The 19,545-nt window shown below is 61.2% G+C and carries 14 protein-coding genes; 3 read left to right on the plus strand and 11 right to left on the minus strand.

All coding sequences use genetic code 11. The features are described 5' to 3' along the window. Positions 1-937: 937 nt before the first annotated feature. The 3 genes from RT131_RS17435 to aceE all read right to left on the minus strand — a co-directional run bounded on the left by RT131_RS17435 (position 938) and on the right by aceE (position 6,036). A complete protein-coding gene (locus RT131_RS17435; protein ID WP_313174033.1) occupies positions 938-2,026 on the minus strand; it encodes a hypothetical protein in 1,089 nt (362 codons plus the stop codon). A gap of 13 nt (positions 2,027-2,039) precedes the next feature. Further along, positions 2,040-3,212 (minus strand): hypothetical protein, encoded by a 1,173-nt coding sequence (locus RT131_RS17440; protein ID WP_313174034.1) that lies wholly within the window; start codon positions 3,210-3,212, stop codon positions 2,040-2,042. Positions 3,213-3,348: 136 nt separating this feature from the next. Then, the gene (gene aceE / locus RT131_RS17445) at positions 3,349-6,036 is read right to left on the minus strand and encodes a pyruvate dehydrogenase (acetyl-transferring), homodimeric type (protein ID WP_313174035.1); all 2,688 of its coding nucleotides are present in this window, start codon (positions 6,034-6,036) and stop codon (positions 3,349-3,351) included. Positions 6,037-6,431: 395 nt separating this feature from the next. On the opposite strand from aceE, the gene RT131_RS17450 reads away from it, so the two are divergent. Together RT131_RS17450 and RT131_RS17455 are read left to right on the plus strand one after the other, a co-directional pair. Continuing rightward, positions 6,432-6,929: a PadR family transcriptional regulator gene (locus RT131_RS17450; RefSeq protein WP_313174036.1), complete on the plus strand. Its 498-nt coding sequence runs from the start codon at positions 6,432-6,434 to the stop codon at positions 6,927-6,929. Positions 6,930-7,016: 87 nt separating this feature from the next. Next, positions 7,017-7,808, plus strand: coding sequence for a siderophore-interacting protein (locus RT131_RS17455; RefSeq protein ID WP_313174037.1), 792 nt, complete (start codon positions 7,017-7,019; stop codon positions 7,806-7,808). A gap of 315 nt (positions 7,809-8,123) precedes the next feature. Here the strand turns inward: RT131_RS17455 and RT131_RS17460 are convergent, their stop codons facing one another. Then, positions 8,124-8,885, minus strand: a complete 762-nt coding sequence (locus RT131_RS17460; protein ID WP_313174038.1) for a hypothetical protein — start codon at positions 8,883-8,885, stop codon at positions 8,124-8,126. A 52-nt stretch (positions 8,886-8,937) separates the two neighbouring features. Next, positions 8,938-9,945 (minus strand): linear amide C-N hydrolase, encoded by a 1,008-nt coding sequence (locus RT131_RS17465; RefSeq protein ID WP_313174095.1) that lies wholly within the window; start codon positions 9,943-9,945, stop codon positions 8,938-8,940. Between the two features lie 215 nt (positions 9,946-10,160). On the opposite strand from RT131_RS17465, the gene RT131_RS17470 reads away from it, so the two are divergent. Further along, positions 10,161-10,487 (plus strand): hypothetical protein, encoded by a 327-nt coding sequence (locus RT131_RS17470; protein WP_313174039.1) that lies wholly within the window; start codon positions 10,161-10,163, stop codon positions 10,485-10,487. Between the two features lie 114 nt (positions 10,488-10,601). Here the strand turns inward: RT131_RS17470 and dcp are convergent, their stop codons facing one another. From dcp to RT131_RS17500, 6 genes are all read right to left on the minus strand, one after another. After that, complete coding sequence (dcp, locus tag RT131_RS17475; protein WP_313174040.1) at positions 10,602-12,761, minus strand: peptidyl-dipeptidase Dcp; 2,160 nt, start codon at positions 12,759-12,761, stop codon at positions 10,602-10,604. A gap of 106 nt (positions 12,762-12,867) precedes the next feature. After that, positions 12,868-13,470 carry a lysophospholipid acyltransferase family protein gene (locus RT131_RS17480; RefSeq protein ID WP_313174041.1) on the minus strand — a complete coding sequence of 201 codons (603 nt, stop codon included), beginning with the start codon at positions 13,468-13,470 and terminating at the stop codon, positions 12,868-12,870. A 3-nt stretch (positions 13,471-13,473) separates the two neighbouring features. Next, positions 13,474-13,905: an alternative ribosome rescue aminoacyl-tRNA hydrolase ArfB gene (arfB, locus tag RT131_RS17485; RefSeq protein ID WP_313174042.1), complete on the minus strand. Its 432-nt coding sequence runs from the start codon at positions 13,903-13,905 to the stop codon at positions 13,474-13,476. Between the two features lie 1,047 nt (positions 13,906-14,952). After that, positions 14,953-15,888 (minus strand): hypothetical protein, encoded by a 936-nt coding sequence (locus RT131_RS17490; protein WP_313174043.1) that lies wholly within the window; start codon positions 15,886-15,888, stop codon positions 14,953-14,955. Next, positions 15,885-18,245, minus strand: coding sequence for an LTA synthase family protein (locus RT131_RS17495; protein ID WP_313174044.1), 2,361 nt, complete (start codon positions 18,243-18,245; stop codon positions 15,885-15,887). The genes RT131_RS17490 and RT131_RS17495 overlap by 4 nt, the downstream gene beginning before the upstream one ends. A gap of 14 nt (positions 18,246-18,259) precedes the next feature. Further along, positions 18,260-19,537, minus strand: coding sequence for a YaiO family outer membrane beta-barrel protein (locus RT131_RS17500; protein WP_313174045.1), 1,278 nt, complete (start codon positions 19,535-19,537; stop codon positions 18,260-18,262). Positions 19,538-19,545: the final 8 nt, after the last annotated feature.

Here is a 19,545-nt window from a genome sequence, read left to right on the forward strand (position 1 = left end):
ATAAGATCAAAACCGGACTCTAAACCCGACCTCTACTCAGGCCGGGGGGACGTCGAGGCATTAGACTCGGTCCTAATCGGCCCCGAACCGTGATTTCGCTCGACTTCGCGCTCTGTTTTCTCCGGGGTTTAACCCGACTCTGCCCCCTTGTTTTCGCCTGTTTTCGACCCCTGTTTTCTTAGCGCTGCTATCTCAGTCGTAAATTTAAGCGACTTTGCCCCCGGTTTCCACATAAGTGATCTGTGGCCTCCCCGCAAATCGGACGGAATCCTTCGTTGAGAATTGGCCGACCGCAGCCGACAGGGGCCAGAGAGAAATAACCTGACTCTGACCCATATTTTCTTCCAATTTCTTGGACACCCCAAAGTAGGATCAACCGCTAAGGTGATCCTTGGCAGCACAGCCTTTCCGTGCTGAGTGCAGGCGCGTTCACATATCCGGGTACTGTATGTGGCGATGACGCGCGCACTGCGCAGCCTCAACATTCTTCATCATGCCGACACGGAACTGACGGAACTTATGCAAAAGGCGCTGCGGCAAGTTTATTCGCGATTATCAGCATAACGAGTCAAAAGCCAGAGCATAAATCTCACTCTGACCCCTGTTTTCATATTTTCTTAGCCCGCTCCAACGGGACGGGTTTACGCGCATCGTGGCATTTCAGTCTTGGGCGAACAGCGCTGCTGTCCCAGTTGAGAGCTTATGAGACTCTGACCCATTTTTCCGCATGGGCAACGAACGATTCCAGGCGGCGATCGAAGCGCAGCTTAGCCGCAGCCTGATGCCCGGCAAAGGCGGTCGTCCCGAGAAGCAAGCGCCAGAGAACTAGAAACTCGACTCTGACCCCTGTTTTCCGACCCCTGTTTTCCACGAACCGGAAACCTCTAATTTAGCCTGGCATTGAAATACGGGGAGTGACACTCTTGAAATCACCGCACTAGGGAGCCTCGAACCTTGCGAGGAATAGAGGCATTACGGCAAGCAATGACGACACCACAGATCTCAACTCCGCCTCCGCGTCTTTCGGGAATGATCTAAAATTATGAAATATGTAGTTTCTCAGCGGATAGAGATACTCCGCCATGCTTTCGCCGGTATCCATCCCCAATTTCACTTTCAAACGATTGCATTGGATCTTGAGATCACTGAGCTCCGCTCCCATACGCGCGTAGCGATCTACAACAAGATTCATTCTTGACTTTTCCGAGTTAATTTCCCCAATCTTATCAAGAGCCGCTTTTATCAAAGAGGAGTTAGATCCCGCGCGAGTGATCGAATCAGCGATCTCCACCTGCCGAAAAGTTACAACGCGCTCCATTAGAAGTTCAATAATCTGATATAGATAAAAGAACTGGAGCGCTACTGATCGTTGAGAAGACACGAATCCGTTAAGCATGGCTACAACCATGTCATGGTCATCGGGAGTTTTTGCAGACTGGACAATTGTGATCGATTTCGTAGTGGGGTCGCGCATTACCCACGGATGGTTTCTATCGTCTTCAATATATCTAGAGGAATAGCCGTAACTTACAAAGGATGGGAGCGCCCGCCTAAATTCGAAGTCGTGCCCATTCTTCAATGTTGACCTTGAAACTACTAAGATAACCGCGCTTTCTCCAAGAATCTCGAGCGGCTCAATGCAGCTCAAGTCAGAAACATCAAAAATCACGTCTTCAGCCAGGGCACTCAGTGATTTTGCGAGAGCAACGTATGAATACCTCAGAAAGTGTTCATCCGAAGCAAAATCGTGCTGATCCGAAATAAGGCTCAGCACTGGTATCGCCCATCCGATTCTTGCCTTATCCCCTACAATCTTGTTAAAGACCTGCCTAACATCATTCTCACGTATGTCGGGACTATCCAAAAGATAGACGTCAAATTCCTCCAAATCAAACGATGCATCAAGTGCCAGCGGAGATCCAACTTCAATCGGATCACAGCCATCCACTAAAACAAACAAAGAATTATCCCGATATTCTACAGTGTATGGCCTCGATTCATCGCCACACTTAAATATAACAGGCATCGCTCACCTTCCATTACATGTTCTGTCCCTGATACTTCCTGAGCGCAGACTTGGCAGATTTCGCCAAATCCAGGCTTGAGTCCCCCTCCTTATTGAATAACTCCCGGAAGAAGTAACTGAAGAATGACCGCTGAGCGTTGCCAATTTTCTTGGTATTGTCCTTTAACCACGCCAACGATGTATTGATTTCTTCTAGCGTCTCAGCAGGATCATCAATTTCCAGGCCTTCGATCAGTTCAACTATTTCGTCGAAATTCTTGACCACTTCAAAATCAACAAGCCTACCGATGGCCGCACCGAAGCCGGACATAGCCTGCGGCTTCTTGAATACCTGGATGAAAGACTTCCCGAAAGGACTTGAATTCCTCTCAAGATAATCCTCATCAAGCTCTTGAGAGCCTGCAATTTCATTAATTTTATTTATAAAACTCGAAAACCCCTTGAGATACTCTTCAAAAAGCTCAGTAGACTGATTCTCCTTGGAGAGCTTCTCCAAGCTCCCAATATTTTCCAGGAGATCAGACTTCTCAATTGGCAACTCATCCCTATCAAGGTATGAGTTAAACCCTTCCACGATATCCCTGAAATTATACTGATTAATTCCAGATGCAGGTTTCCCATCAGCCTCGCGAACGAGCTCAATTCCGTCACGAACCTTATTCAGGTAGTCGAGATATAGAATTTCGATTTGCTGCCTCAGAGACATCGGAGTCTGACCCGTATTCAAAGTCAGCATTCGGTAGAGAATTCCAAGGCGATTAATTCCGAAGTACACCTCCATTCTAATTTTTGACCGAAGAAGCCCTTCGAGCCCGACATCGTCCCCCTCAGACTTGAGCTCCTCTATAACCTCAAGAATGGTGTGAGTCCGCTGAAGACCATCTAGAATTACGAGACTCTCTTTATGTGCGTCCAGGAATTTTTCAAACGAGGAAAGATCCTGCTCGTCTATTTGATCTCCAGCCGTTGCGGTTAGCGCAAGCACTACTGGCGGGATAACACACTGACGCCGCAAATCATGCCTTAGCAAGGAATAAACAGTTTTTGAAGCACTTACTCTTTTCCTTTGAAATTCGTTCTTCTTCAATACTGGAGCTACAAGGCGATAGTATTCGCCGATTTCAACTTCAAACAAAACATTGAATGCATCAATACGTAGATCTTTCAGACAAAGGACCGCTCTCATCTTGAACCTCCATATCCAAACCTTGGTGTAAACGACCAGCCAAATCCGCCATTGACTGATTATTTGTTGTATCAAAACAATTGTCCACAAAAAAGGACGACCATCGGCCGCCCTTTTTCGTCAATAAAATGCCTGATCAAACCCCAACAGGATTAGCCTTCTCCGGATCAATCCCATACTGCTTGATCGCCCGCGCAACATCCTTAGCCGTCATCTTCCCATCCTTCGCCAGCGCCGCAATGGCCGCATGCGCGATGTAATAACGGTCAACCTCAAAGAAGCGACGCAGGTTGGCACGCGTGTCCGAACGGCCGAAGCCGTCGGTGCCCAGTACCGAGTAGGTAGCCGGCACGAAAGCACGGATCTGGTCGGTGTAGGCGCGCACGTAGTCGGTGGCGGCAATGACCGGGCCCTGGCGGCCTTCCAGCAGCTCGGTGACATACGGCTTGCGCGGTTCGGCTTCCGGGTGCAGGCGGTTCCAGCGCTCGGCGTCGAAACCGTCGCGACGCAGTTCGTTGAAGCTCGGGCAGCTCCAGATGTCGGCGGTGACGCCGAAATCCTTGTCCAGCAGTTCGGCCGCTGCAATGGCTTCGCGCAGGATGGTGCCGCTGCCCAGCAACTGCACGCGCAGCTCGCCCTTCTTCGGCTTGCCGGCGTCGGTGAGCAGGTACATGCCCTTGATGATGCCTTCGGCTGCGCCTTCCGGCATGGCCGGGTGGGCGTAGTTCTCGTTCATCAGGGTGATGTAGTAGTACTCGTCGATCTGGTCTTCCATCATGGCCTTGGTGCCGTGCTGGAGGATGACGGTTACTTCGAAACCGAAGGTCGGGTCGTAGCTGCGCACGTTCGGGATGCCGCCAGCGACGATGTGGCTGAAGCCATCTTCGTGCTGCAGGCCTTCGCCGTTCAGCGTGGTGCGGCCAGCGGTGCCGCCGAGCAGGAAGCCGCGGGTACGCATGTCCGCTGCCTGCCAGGCGATGTCGCCGATGCGCTGGAAGCCGAACATCGAGTAGTAGATGTAGAACGGCAGCATCGGCACGTTGCTGACCGAGTAGCTGGTACCGGCCGCCATCCACGAGGACATGGCACCCGGCTCGCTGATGCCCTGCTGCAGCACCTGGCCGCTCTGGTCTTCGCGGTAGTACATGAGCTGGTCGGCGTCGACCGGCTTGTACTTCTGGCCGTACGGCGCGTAGATGCCGATCTGGCGGAACAGGCCTTCCATACCGAAGGTACGCGCTTCGTCGGCGACGATCGGCACCAGGCGCGGGCCCAGCTCCTTGTCACGCAGGCTGATGTTCAGCGTCTGCACGAAGGCCATGGTGGTGGAATAGGTGCGCTCGCCGGATTCCTTGAGCAGGCGCTCGTAGGTTTCCAGCTTCGGTGCGACGAAGGACTTGTCGGCCTTCTGGCGACGCTGCGGCAGGTAGCCACCCAGCGAAGCGCGACGCTCCTGCAGGTACTTCACTTCCGGCGAATCCGGGCCCGGGTGGTAGAACGGCACCTGGCCGTCCTTGAGCTGCTCGTCGGTGACCGGGATGTTGAAACGGTCGCGGAAATGGCGGACCGATTCGTCGTCCAGCTTCTTGGTCTGGTGGGTGGGGTTGAGCGCTTCGCCAGCGCTGCCCATGCCGTAGCCCTTGACCGTCTTGGCCAGGATCACGGTCGGCATGCCCTTGGTGTTCACGGCCTGGTGGTAGGCGGCGTACACCTTGTGCGGGTCGTGGCCGCCACGGTTCAGGCGCCAGATGTCGTCGTCGGACAGGCCGGCGACCATGGCTGCGGTTTCCGGGTACTTGCCGAAGAAATGCTCGCGCGTATACGCGCCGCCGAAGGCCTTGCAGTTCTGGTATTCGCCGTCGACGGTTTCCATCATCAGCTTCTTCAGGACGCCATTGGTGTCCTTGGCCAGCAGGGCATCCCAGTAACCGCCCCACAGCAGCTTGATCACGTTCCAGCCGCCGCCACGGAACACGCCTTCCAGTTCCTGGATGATCTTGCCGTTGCCGCGCACCGGGCCATCAAGGCGCTGCAGGTTGCAGTTGACGACGAAGATCAGGTTGTCCAGGCCTTCGCGGCCGGCCAGCGCGATGGCGCCCAGGGTTTCCGGCTCGTCCGACTCGCCGTCGCCGATGAAGCACCACACCTTGCGGTCGCTCTTCTCGATCAGGCCGCGGTTTTCCAGGTAACGCAGGAACTGCGCCTGGTAGATAGCCGCCAGCGGGCCCAGGCCCATCGACACGGTCGGGGTCTGCCAGTAATCCGGCATCAGCCACGGGTGCGGGTATGACGACAGACCGCCGCCGTCCACTTCCATGCGGAACTTGTCCAGCTGCTGCTCGCTGATGCGGCCTTCCAGGTAGGAACGCGCATAGATGCCCGGGGCGCTGTGGCCCTGGATGAACAGCAGGTCGCCCGGGTGGTTGTCGCTGGGCGCGCGCCAGAAGTGGTTGAAGCCCACGTCATAGAGCGTTGCACCCGATGCGAACGAGGCGATGTGGCCGCCCAGGTCGCCCGGCTTGCGGTTGGCGCGCACGACGGTGGCCATCGCGTTCCAACGGATGATGGAACGAATGCGCCATTCCAGTTCCGCATTGCCGGGGCTCTTGGCTTCCAGCTGCGGCTCGATGGTGTTTACGTATTCGGTGGTGGGGGAGAACGGCAGGAACGCGCCCGAGCGACGGGTCAGTTCAACCATGCCTTCCAGCAACTGATGTGCGCGCTCGGGGCCCTCGACATCGATAACGGCCTTCAACGACTCGATCCACTCCTGGGTTTCCAGGGGATTCGTGTCGTTATCAAGCATCTCGTTCAACCAGTTCATTAGCGCTCCCAGTTACTGCACGCACGCGCGCGCTTGTCATTATTTTGAGCCGTAAAGTGTAGCGCACCCGGTACCTTGCCAAGCTGGCTACGCATGCGTATGGAGTGCCAAGAGCCAGTGTCTGCAAGACATTTCGCGACAGTTCTCATGCACCGCCACGGACAGCCATGGACAGGCCGGGTATCGCCGTGCAGACGCTTAATGGCACTAAACACCGGGCGAACTTGCCATCGGCAGAGGTCAGGGCGGTGACAAGCCAGTCATGCTGCAATGCAGCAATGGACAATGAATGCAAGCCCTGCTGGCCTGCACCGTCCCACGGGAAGCGATGCCGTTTGCACCTGAAGAGTTTTCGATATATCGTTTTGCGCAAATTCGATATATCGAAAACTGCCATGACCAGCCCGGAACCCCGCCGCTCCCCCACCCCGCGCCCCTTGGGCCGTGGCGATCTGCGCCTGTTGCTGCTGGCCCTGATCGGCGAGCAGCCGCGTCATGGCTACGAGCTGATCCAGCAGATCAGCGAGATGTTCGTGCGCGTCTACACGCCCAGCGCAGGCTCGGTGTATCCGCTGCTGGCCGACTTCGAGAAGCAGCGCTGGGTAAGCGCCGAGGAAGACGGCGGGCGCAAGCGTTACCACATCACCAGCCTGGGCCAGGCCCAGCTCAAGCTGCGCGCCGAGGATGTGGAAACCGCGCGCATGCGTGCGCGCCACAACTCGCGCGTCATCGCCAGGGAAAGCCTGCCGGCGCCACTGCGCGATGCCATGCACCAGTTCACCCATTCGTTGATGTTGCGCAAGGGCGATTGGCAGGATGCCGATGTCGCGCGCATTGCCGGTTTGATTGCAGAGGCGACTGCGCTGGTACAGCAGCAGTCGCAGGAAAACTGATTCGCACCACCGTTGTTCATTACGACCCAGCCAGAGCGATCCAGCCACGGTCTCCCGGCCTTGCCGACACTGACCCCAGGTACCCCCATGTCACAGCATGAAACCCAATTGATCCGCATGACTCCGCGTTTCCGCCAGCTGCAGGTAGTGCACACGGAACGCCTGACCCCGAACATGCAGCGCGTTGTTGTAGGCGGCGATGCGCTGGAAGGTTTTGACAGCCGCTCACCGGATGACCACGTGAAGCTGTTCTTCGCCAATGCCGAAGGCGAATTTGTATTGCCGGAACTCACCGAGCAGGGCCCGCGCTATCCGGAAGGCAAGCAGCCTTCACCGGCGCGCGATTACACGCCGCGTTTTTACGATGCTGACGCTGGCGAGCTGGTGCTGGATTTCGTGCTGCATGGTGATGGCCCGGCGACGCTTTGGGCTGCCAATGCCAAGGTTGGCGACGAGCTGGTCGTTGCTGGCCCGCGTGGTTCGCATGTGGTGGCCGATGACTTCGACTGCTATGTGCTGATTGGTGATGAGACGGCGTTGCCGGCGATTGCGCGGCGCCTGGAAGAGTTGCCGGAGGGTGCGGTGGCCGAGGTGTTCATCGAGATTCCGGAAGAGGGTGATCGGCAGCCGCTGGAAAGTTCAGCGCAGGTGACTGTGTCTTGGTTCGAGCGCAATGGCTTTGATGCGGCCAGCAGTACCTTGCTGGAAGATGCGCTGGTGGATTTCGAGCAGCCTGATGGTGATACGCACTATTGGATTGCCACCGAGTCCAAGCGTGCGCGGATGATGCGCAAGTTTGTGGAAGGGCATTTGCAGGTGCCGAAGGAATGGATACGCGCGACCGGGTATTGGAAGGCGGATCCGAGCGAGGTGGAGTGATTGCTTCAGCCCATCCCCTTCGCTGTGCGAAAGGTGGGGGGCGAAGCTGTAGTGCCGAGCCATGCTCGGCAGAGGCTTTCCCGGTAAAGCTCCAGCCGAGCATGGCTCGGCTCTACACGGTCAAAAGCTACCCCTCCCCAGCCCTCCCCTTCGCTGCGCGAAAGGGAGGGGGCGAAGCTTTGCCCCTCCCCTTTGGCGTAGCCAAGGGGGAGGTTGGGAGGGGGTTGGTTTTGCTTTGGGCATTTGAGGGCTACTGCTCAGAGCACCCCTCCCTAACCCTCCCCTTGGCCTTCGGCCAAAGGGAGGGGACCAAAGCTACAGCCGCTTACCGAACTGGTACGTCACACCCAGCATCGGGCCGGACAGGGACACGTCCAGGCGCTTGCCCTTGTCGCGGTAATCCAGGCTCTGGTGGCGGTAGCCCATCGATACGAACAGGTTGTCCGTTGCCTGGTAGTTGGCCAGTGCCAACAGCTGCCAGGTCGAATCCGAACCCACACCAAAACCGCCCACATCCACATAGGCAATGCTGCTCCAGCGCGGGCTCAGCGCCTGCCGCCAGCGCACGCCGGCAATCGGGTCGACGAAGGTGGAATCCGAACGGGCAAACACCAGGCCAGGCACGTTCACCGCTGCATTGATATCCCAGTAGCGAACACCCGCCAGCAGGTCGATGCCGGTGCGCTCATTCGCCAACCAGGCATAGCCTGCAGTCACGGTTGCCGAGGTCTGCTTCACTTTCACGTTCGCTGACACGCCAATCGGCAGCGGCGTCGAATCCGAGGTGGAGGCGTGGGTGAAATCGGCCTGCAGCACGAAGTTGCCACGGCGCGCGGTGCCGGTGATGAAGGCCGCCGCGTCCAGGCTGTCCATCAGCTCGGAGAAGGACTTGTGTACGTCCGCCATCGGTGCGCTGCGGAACGGCCGAACTTGCCCTTCCATGCCGCTCATCCACACATAAGGCGTGGCCTGGAAGCGCCAGCTGTCGTCGTTGTCGTTGCTCTGTGCGTGCACGAGCGGCATGCCGCCCATTGCCAACAGCAGGCACAGGTATTTGCGGGTGAATCGGGTTTTCATTGAAGCTCCAGATGATGCGTGCCCGCTTGCACGGGCACGGCGATTGCTCGCCTTATACGCCCAGGAAACGGAAGGGCTTGGCGTCCTTGAACTGGGCGTTGGCTTCACCCGAATAGATGGTGCGCTGCTGGTTGCCCAGGTCCAGACGCTTGACCTTGCCGCGCTCGCTGAAATCGATCTTCTTCAAATCCACCCAGAACACATTGGGTGCCAGCGCGGATTCGAAGTAGTAGCGCATGCGGGACTGGTCGGACACCGTGCGCCAGCGCGTCGAGGAAATATTCGGCTGGTCCGGGGTGGTGATGCCGTACGGCACCGATACATTGCGTATCACGCCGAACACACTGGCAGTGGATTCCACCGGATCGGACGACTTGGGGATCGCATCGATATAGAAGGCAGCGCGCGCAAAGCGGTCCGAGGCGCGGTTGGTACCCGGCAACATCACCGTGCCGCCGATCTGGCGCCAGTAGGTTTCCAATGCCAGCTGCTCTTCGAAGATCGGCGAGTTGGTCATCACCTTGTAGTCGCGGCTGTGATGGATGACCTGCTTGCCCTTGATGTACTCGATGATGGCGCTGTCGCCACTGGCATCGGAGATGGACAGGTGCAAGGTGGCCAGGCGCTGCTCGCCGGGCGCTGCATCGCTGACCAGGGTGAAGGGCTCGGCGCTCAATACCTTCACCGCTTCCTCGACGGTGGCGAAGTTGTCGAGCATGTACTGCGTCCACACCGAGATGGCCAGGCCGGGCTTGCCACTGTTGCGCTCGGGGTATTCGGATTCGGCCAGCCACAGCAGATTGGCGACCAGGCCGGCTTCGTTCATGCCGTCGGTGGTGGCGATGTCGTAGGCGCTGGCGATGACGCTGCCATAACGCGAAGTCCACTTCAGCGTATCCGGGCCGGTCTCGCCGCTGCGCTGCATACCACGCGGGAACATCCACAGATGGGTACCGGTATCGATCTTGTAGTCCATCGAACGGCCGGTGAAGATTTCATTGCCAGCACCGTGGTAGACAAAACGGGTGCAGGCATCGGCCTCGGACTGCACGCCGGCCATTCCGAACAACACGGTGGCACAGGCGGCAATAATGGATCGCTTGGCTGATTTCATGGGGTGAGCTTCCTTTGCTGGATCAGGTCAGAGATGCAATCGGAATGATCCTAACAGCCATTCATTGTCCTATCGCGACAGGGTTGGCAGTCCTGAAAAACAGCAACCAGACAATGGGCCACTGCTATGCTCCGCACATATTCGAACGGAGGAACTGCCCCATGCCTCAAATCACACTGCGTCACACCGCTGCCATCCTCCGCCCGCTGCTGGTCGGCGGCCTGCTGAGCATCGCCCTGAGCGGCTGCCTGAGTGCGCCGCCGGTCAGCGACGACCCCAACTTCGGCCGCTGCAGCGATACTTCCGTGCAATGGGCAGTGGGCACGGTCAATGACGAAGCCACCGTGCGCCGCCTGAAAAAGGAGAGTGGCGCAGGCCTGGTCAATCCCATCGGCCCGACCACGATTGTTTCCCGCGATATCCGCCAGGATCGCCTGCGCGTCTACACCGATGCCAACAACGTCATCACCAAGGTGCGTTGCGAGTAACACCAGCGCGCTGCAGCCTGCTGCACAGCACGCGCACAAACACGAACGGCAGGGTTTCCCCTGCCGTTCGTGGTTTCACACGCTCACAAGTGCGAGCGCTTGTTTCAAGGCCGCTTACTTCAAACCGCGGTTGTGCAGCAGCGGCTCGACGCTCGGGTCCTTGCCGCGGAAATCGCGGTAGGCCGTCGCCAGGTCACGGGTATTGCCGATCGACAGGATCTTGTCGCGGAACACCTGGCCGTTCTCGCGGCTCAGCCCACCGTTCTCCTTGAACCACTCGAAGGCGTCGTGGTCGATCATCTCCGCCCAGAAGTAGGCGTAGTAACCGGCCGAGTAACCGCCGCCCCAGATGTGGTCGAAGTAGCTGCTGCGGTAACGCGGCGGCACCTGGGCCAGGTCCACCTTGTAGCGCTTCAGCGCATCGGCTTCGAACTTGTCCACGTCCTGCAGCGGTGCGTCAGCGCCCTGCGTATGCCAGGCCAGGTCCAGCAGCGCCGCCGACAGGTACTCGGTGGTCATGTAACCTTGGTTGAAGGTCTTGGCCTTGGCGATCTTGTCGACCAGCTCCTGCGGCATCGCTGCCTTGGTCTGGTAGTGCTTGGCGTAGTTGGCGAACACCTTCGGGTCCGAGGCCCAGTGCTCGTTGAACTGCGACGGGAACTCGACGAAGTCACGCGGCACGCCGGTGCCGGCCACGCTGGGGTACTTGGTCTTGGAGAACATGCCATGCAGGGCGTGGCCGAACTCGTGGAACATGGTGGTCACGTCGTCCCAGCTCAGCAGCGCGGGCTGGCCGGCGGCAGGCTTGGTGAAGTTGCTGACGTTGTAGACCACCGGCTTGGTGCCGGTGAGGCCGTCCTGCTCGACGAACACGTCCATCCAGGCGCCGCCGGACTTGCTGTCGCGCTTGAAGAAGTCGGCATAGAACAGCGCCAGCGGCTGGCCGTCGGCGTCGGTGACTTCAAACACGCGAACGTCCGGGTGATACACCGGCAGGTCCTTGCGCTCCTTGAAGGTCAGGCCGTAGAGCTGGTTGGCGGCGAAGAAGACGCCGTTCTGCAGCACGTTGTCCATCTCGAAGTAGGGCTTGATCTGCGACTCGTCCAGGTCGTACTTGGCCTTGCGCACCTGCTCGGCGTAGAAGTCCCAGTCCGATGCGCTGGCCTTGAAGCCACCCTTCTGTGCGTCGATGACCTTCTGGATCTCGGCCAGCTCGCCGCGCGCCTTGGCGGTGGCCGCCGGCACGGTGTCGGTCAGCAGTTTGAGCGCGTTGGCCGGCGTCTGCGCCATCTGGTCGGTCAGGTTGTAGGCGGCGTAGTTCGGGAAGCCAAGCAGCTTGGCCTTGGCCGCACGCAGCTGGGCCAGGCGCTGGATGATGGCGCGGGTGTCGTTGGCATCGCCGTGCTCGGTGCGGGTTTCCGAGGCTTGCAGCACCTTGGCGCGCACGTCGCGGTCCTGCAGCGAGCCGAGTGCCGGCTGCTGGGTGGTGTTCTGCAGGCTCAGCACCCACTTGCCGTCCAGCTTGCGGCCCTTGGCCGCGTCTTCGGCAGCGGCGATGTCGCCTTCGGACAGACCCGCCAGCTGCGCCTTGTCGTCGATCACCACCGCACCGGCGGCGGTGGCCGCGACCAGCTTGTTGTGGAAGTCGTTGGACAGGGTGGCCTCTTCGGCGTTGTACTGCTTCAAGGTTTCCTTGTCGGTATCGCTGAGCTCGGCACCGGCCTTGACGAAGCCCTTGTAGGTTTCCTCGACCACGCGCAGCTGCTCGGCATCCAGGCCGGCTTCAGCGCGGCCGTCATAGACGGTCTTGATGCGCGCGAACAGCTTCGGGTCCAGGTGGATGGCGTCGCTGTGGGCGGCCAACTTGGGCACCACGTCTTCCTGGATCTTCTGCCGCTCCGGGTTGGTATCGGCCTGCACCACGCTGAAGAACACGCGGCTGACGCGGTCCAGGATGGCGCCGGACTTCTCCATCGGCAGCAGGGTGTTGTCGAAGGTGGCCGGCTGGCTGTTGTCGGTGATCTGCTTGATCTCGGCCAGCTGCTGGCGCATGCCTTCCTCGAAGGCCGGCAGGTAGTCACTGTCCTTGATCTTGTCGAACGCCGGCGCCTGGAACGGCAGCGAGCTGGCGGTCATGAACGGGTTGGTCGAGGCATCGGCCGGCTGGCCTGCCTGGTCAGGGGTGGTGGCGGTCACGGGGGCGGTGGACTCCTTGCCGGAACAGGCGGCCAGCGCAAGGCTGATGGCGGCGGCCAGGACAACGGTACGCGACATGAAACGGCTCCTTGGGAACGGGCTTCGAACAGCCCTTTACCCTACTCCCTTCGCCTGTTTGCGGCATGTGCCGATGGTGGCGCCAAGCCGCGCCCGGCGCGCTGGCTCAGCCGGTGCCGCGGTTACGACCCATCCACTGCCGGTACCACTGGCGGATGGCGGCCATGTCTGCCACATCGTCACCGCTGGTATGGAAGACCGGACCGAAGCCGATCACCTTTTCCGGGTAGTGGAAATACGCGGGAATGATGGGCACATCGGCCATGCGGGCGATTTTCAGGAAACCGCCCTTCCATTCCGTCACCTGCTTGCGGGTGCCTTCGGGCGCCAGCGCATACCAGACCTGTTCGCTGTCGCGGATCATCGCCACCGCCTGGCCCACCGTGCCCTGCGGGGAGCTGCGGTCCAGCGGCACCACGCCCAGCCGGCGCAGCACCACGCTCAGCGGCCACCAGAACAGCTTGTCCTTGCCGAGAATGCGCGCCTCCAGGCCCAGCGCCATCTTCGCCGCCAGGCCCCACAGGCCATCCCAGTTGGAGGAATGCGGCGCGGCAATCACCACTGCCTTGGCCAGGTCCGGCACCGGCCCACGGATATGCCAGCCGCCCAGGCGCAGGATGCTGCGGCCCAGCCAACGGCTGAAGGCGGCACCTTTACGCTGCGGGACGGCGGCAGGAACAACCGGAACGGTCGGTGGCGTGTTGCTCAAGCACTACTCCCAATTACGTGTGGAACGGCCGCGCTTGACCTGCGCGCGTTCCTTTTTCTGATCCAGCCGGCGCAGCTTGGAGCCATAGGTAGGCTTGGTCGCCACGCGTGCCTTGGGCACGCTCAGGCTGGCCTGGATGAAACTGGCCAGCCGTTCGCGCGCATCCTGGCGGTTGCGGTCCTGGGTGCGGAAACGCTGCGCATCGATCACCAGCACGCCTTCGCTGGTGACCCGGCGGTCGCGGCGGGCCAGCAGGCGCTCGCGCAGCGGTTCGGGCAAGGAAGGCGAGTTGGCGATATCGAAACGCAGCTCCACAGCGGTGGAGACCTTGTTGACGTTCTGGCCGCCGGCGCCGGAGGCGCGCACGAAGCGTTCGACGATCTCCGTTTCCGGTATCGCCAATCGTTCCGAGATTTCAATCTGCTCCGTCGCCATCGGCGCATTGTAAGGGCTGTTGCCCCTTCCCTTGTGCGCAGCACTGCCCGCGCACGCTTGCGCAGCCGCTGCGCGGCTGTTGCCCCCTCCCTTGTGCGGAGCGCAGGGGGTGAAGAGGGCCTGCTTGCGCGCCCCTGGCGCGCGGCCCGATGAACGACCGAAGGCTGCGCCTTCGGGCCTGAGGGGTTGGGGAGGGGTGCTTTTCGCGACTGACTTTGAGCACGCGAGCCGCCAAGGTAGCCGGGGAAGTGCAGCGCACCCGGGGCTGTTGCCACCCACCATGAACCATCGAGCGATCACGCCCCCGGGTGCGCTGCGCTTACCCGGGCTACGTAGCTGCGGCTTTAGAAGCACCCCTCCCCAACCCTCCCCTTTGCTGCGCAAAAGGGAGGAGCTCAAGCAAGAGCACCCCTCCCCGGCCCTCCCCTTTGCTACGCAAAAGGGAGGGGGCGAAGCGTGCACTCGCGAGGTCTGCGGGGGCGCAGCCATCTGCCCCCTCCCTTGCGCGCAGCGCAGGGGAGGGTTGGGGAGAGGTGCTTTTCGCGGCTGACTTTGAGCACTCGAACCGCCAAGGTAGGCCGGGGAAGCGCAGCTTGAGAGCTGGATTTTGCTGGGCGGCTACGGCTTTAAAAGCACCCCTCCCCAGCCCTCCCCTTTGCTGCGCAAAAGGGAGGGAGCTCAAGCAAGAGCACCCCTCCCCGGCCCTCCCCTTTGCTACGCAAAAGGGAGGGGGCGAAGCGTGCACTCGCGAGGTCTGCGGGGGCGCAGCCATCTGCCCCCTCCCTTGCGCGCAGCGCAGGGGAGGGTTGGGGAGAGGTGCTTTTCGCGGCTGACTTTGAGCACTCGAACCGCCAAGGTAGGCCGGGGAAGCGCAGCTTGAGAGCTGGATTTTGCTGGGCGGCTACGGCTTTAAAAGCACCCCTCCCCAGCCCTCCCCTTTGCTGCGCAAAAGGGAGGGAGCTCAAGCAAGAGCACCCCTCCCCGGCCCTCCCCTTTGCTACGCAAAAGGGAGGGGGCGAAGCGTGCACAAAAAGGACCTCGCCCCCTTTACTCCCAGTAGCGCCCCGCCCAGCGCCGGTAGGCGCGGTAGTGATGGATCGCAAAACCATCAAACGAGGGCTCGTTGCGCAGCGCACGCTCCACCTTGCGCACTTCCTGCTCGAACACCTTCGGGCCTTCTTCGTCGAAGGTCACCTTGTTGATGTCGTTGGGTGAAACCTCCAGCCCAATCACCACCTTCTTGCCAACTTCATTGGCATAGGCGATCTCGCTGGCCGCATGCGACAGGATGCTGTCCCGGCCCTCGGCCTTGTCGCGGTAGTCCATCAAGGCCACGTAGTCGTAGATGTTGATGGTGTGCTCGCTGACCGGGCGATGACGGCCGTTCCAGTCCACCTCGATGCCGTCCAGCCAGAACGGAATTGCCGGGCCGACCGCCAAGGTCGCACCGCTCTCCTGCTTGATGCGCATCACCGCCGCGCTCATGTCCAGGAAACCAATCAGCAGGTCCGCGCGGGTGTCGTCCTCCCACTCGTCGAGAATATGTGGCTCGATGTCCAGATTGGCACCATCAAACCGCGCCGACTCCGGCACCGAGGCGTTGTAATCCACCACCCGGCGGAACATCGCCTCGGCCTCCTTGCGGTGCTCCGGCAACACGTACTTCTGCGTGCTCAGGTACCAGGAACCCAGCAAGGCATAGACCTTCATGTTCTTGCCGTGCAAACGCTCGATGAAGGCGCGGTACAGCTGCGGCTGCTCGACGATGAGGTTGCGGTCCTTGTAAGCATCGGCATACAGATACACGGTGTCGATGCGCTGCGACTTGAGATACGCCACCGCCTCATCGGCGACCGCCGGATCCTCGATCATCGCGTACGACTCGGCTTCCCAGGTCCATATCGCGCGGCTGGCCGCTGCCGCCTGCGCCATCGGCAATACACACAGCACGGCCAGCAGGCCCAGGCCAAACGCGCGGCTCATTGCGACTTCTCCGCGGCGGCGGCACCGTCCACCGGCAGGCGATAACGGCCCTGCCCGATCGCCTTGCCGCTGTCCGGGTCGGAAGGGAAGACGGATACATAACAGTGGCCACCGCAATCCTGCGGCAGACGCAGCTGCAGCTGTACTTGTTGACTGCCACCGGGCGGTAGCTGCATGGCCTGCCCATACACTTCCTGCAGTTCGCGACCGTCTTCAGCGGACATCACCGCCAGTGGCACGAAGACCCGGCTGGGCTTGGGATCGCCGCTGCTGAACACCGCCGTCAGCCGCACCCCGTCGGCGGCCGCCGCAAGCTCGGCCGAGGCCAGCGACAAGCCGTGCGCCAGCGGTGCGTCCGCTACTTCGGCGGCGGACGCCGGTGCGCTATACGCCACCAGCCTGGGCGTCGCGCCCTCCGGCGTCAGCGCGTTCTTCTGCATGAAGATCGCATTGGCCTGGGTGTAGCGCTGCAGCCGTTGCAGGGCCCAGGCACGCACGCTGGCGTCGTCGGTTGCGGCCAGGTGCATGCCGTCCTGCAACTCGTACAACTTGCCGTCATGCAGCCACCAACGCCCGGCCAGATACTCCGGCGCGCTGGTCTTGGTCTGCTTCAGCGGCAGCTGACGCGTGCTACGGAAGCTCTCGGCCATGTCCAGGCCGGTGCCCAACCACGGTGTCTGCGCTGGCCGCTTCAAACCGTAGGTATTGGACAGCAAGGCCATCAACGACGGCGTCACGTCCAGCTGCGAGGACACCGCGCGGATGCGCCTGGACTGCTTGAGCAGCGGCGAGAAAATGATCAACGGCACATGGTAACGATCCACATGCTCGCCCATCGGGATCTCCGGCAGGCGGTGGTCGCCGGTGATGACGAAGATGGTGTTGGGATACCACGCGGTCTTTTCCACCGAGGCGAAGTAGCGGCGCAGCTGCTCGTCGGTATACAGAATGGTGCTGTAGATATCGGTACTGGCCCGATAGCTGGCACGCTGCGCCTCGGGCACCTGCAGCTGCTGCAGGCGCTGCTCGAACTGCTTGCGGTACACGTCCTGATCGGGGAACTCGTAGCTGGTGTGCATCGAGATGGTCTGGATCGCGGTAAGGAACGGCGCCTGCACGCTGTCATTGTCGGCCAGTACCCGAGAGATCAGTTCCTTGTCCGGGTAACCCCAGGCGCTGAATGGATTGCGTTGATAGCCCTCGCCGAAGTTGTTCATGTCGACCAGCGTCTGCACCTGCTGGCCCTGCATGTAGGCGCGCTCGTTGTCGAAGTTGGTGTCGGTGCCGTTGTAGAAGGCGGTGTTATAGCCCTGCTGGCGCAACACGCTGAACAGACCCGGATGCGCCGGCATGCGATCACCCAGACCGGTAAAACCCTCGTCGGCAAACGGTGCCGAGCCAATCAGGGTCGGCAGCACGCCGAAGGTACGGCCCTGGTTGGCGAGGAAGTTGTCGAAGTACAGGCTGCGCCCGGCCAGCTCATCCAGGAACGGCGTGAAACTGCCCAGCGATGCCTGCGGCCCCGAGAATGAGCGCCCCAGGCCCTCGACCACGATCAACACCACGTTCGGCGGACGGCCATCGCTGGTTGGCGAGAAGTTCGGGCCCAGGGCATCCGGGGTCTGCTCCGGGTGCAGGAACGGGTAGTTCGGATCCAGCGGGGCTTCATTGCTGGCAACGGCACTGGGCACCACCGCGACATCCGTTTCGCCTTTGAACCAGCGCCATACGTCACCACTGAACCAGGCGAATTTGTTGCAGGCCAGGTCGCGTGAGGCGACGTCCTTCAAGGCCTCCGTGCCACTGGGCAGTGGCAGGATCCAGGCAATACCCGCGGCCACCAGCAGCACCGTGCTGCCTACGGTCGAACCGCGCGCATCACGGCGCGCCAACCACAGCAGCCCCACCCACAGCACCAGCAACGGCAACGCCATCGCCAGTACCCCGCGCAGCCCCAACGGCGCGCCATCGGCCAGGGTGGTACGGATCTCGGCGATGCTGTAGCCGAACAGGTCAGCGCCCAGCGGCACGTGCGCCACCTGGAAGTACTGGTCCAGCAGCACCTGTACCACGATGAACAGCGACCACAACACGCCCAGGGCGATCGTGCGCGGCAAGGCACGCTTGATCATCAACAAGGGCAATGACAACAGCATCAGCAGCGGCACCGTGCGCAACAGCATCAACAGCGCCTGGACCCCGGCAATGCCGGCAATTGTCCCGGTCTGCAAACCACCGCCGGCACCTGCAACACCGTTGCTGACCGCCATCGCGACCAGTACCAGCTGTGCCAGCAGCAACACCGGGAAAACCGAGGAAAAGCGCGCCCAGGCGCCGCCATCATGCGTGGATACCATCGTCGACTGCTCCGTTACCAACGCGTATAGATGGAGCCCGATACACGCTGCTCATCAAAGCCAGCGTCATCATCGGCGTAGCCGGCACCCAGCTTGAAGCCCCAGCGCGGGCTGACCTGGTGCCGCCAGGCGACGCCGATGGCGGCGTTGTTGTCACGCACGACGCTGCCAAAACGGTCCAGGTCGGTACTGCGGCCGCTGCTGACGCTGACTTCCAGATAGTCGTCGGCATCGCCCTTGTAGTAATTGCGCAGCAACACGCGGTGACTCCAGCTGCCCGAACCGACACCCGGCACGTGCTGCAGCTTGTAGCGGCCATACCAGTTGCCGACGTAGCGGCCGACACCGATGCCGTAGAACTCGGTGTTGTCGGAAAAGCGCAGGTGGTCGACGCTGGCCGACAGCTCCCAGCCACTGCCCACACCCTGGAACACTTCCACGCGCCAGGCCTGGCGGGGCAAGACGCCACTGGAGGGGCCGTGCTGGTAACGCAGGTTGGCGTAGGCACGCGACCACAGCGGCGCATAGCCATCCAGGGCCCACGCGGTGTCGGCGGTGTTGAAGTGATCGGCGCGCAGCAGTTCCAGACCCAACGAACCCCGCGGGAAATAGCGACGGATGGTCAGGTCATTGTCGTTCCAGCTTTGTCGGCCACCGCTGAAGCGAGTGTGATCCCAGCCCAGGCTTGCGCCCCAGCGGTAGCCGTTGCTGGCCACCACGTCGGGATTGGCCATGCGCGGCAACAGGCTGTCACGCAGTTGGGTGACCTCGGCCGGGTCTGCCCCCAGGCTGGCGGCGGCATCGAAGTCGGCACGCGCAGCGGCGGTCTGGCCCAGCGCACGCAGTTCGCGGCCCCGTGCGATGCGCGCCGCCGGATCCTGTGGCGCCAGCTCCACCCAGCGCGAGTAGGCATCGGCGGCCTGTTGTGGGCGGTCGCTCCAACGATACATATCGCCCAGCGCCGACCAGGCGTCGGCATAGGTCGGGCTGTTCTGCACCACCTGTTGCAGGTCGGCCTCGGCAGCCGCGTACTGGCCATCCCAGGCATAGGTGCGGCCTCGCGCCAACAGCACGTCGCCGTTGCCGGGGTGCTCGGCCAGCAGCGCGCTGTAGCGGGCGATGGTCGCGGCGCGGTTGTTTGCGTCGGACTGCGCGCGGATCTGCTGCAGTTGCAGGGTCAGGCTGTCGGGGGCCTCCTGGGCAAACGCCAGCAGCGGCGCAGCGGCCAGCGCCAGCAACAGGCAGCGCGACAGCGCATGCCGGGAGGCGCGGAGGGTAGTGGGCTGGGTCATGGAGCGGT

The sequence above is a fragment of the Stenotrophomonas sp. genome (genome assembly GCF_032066555.1).
Classification (GTDB): Bacteria; Pseudomonadota; Gammaproteobacteria; order Xanthomonadales; family Xanthomonadaceae; genus Stenotrophomonas.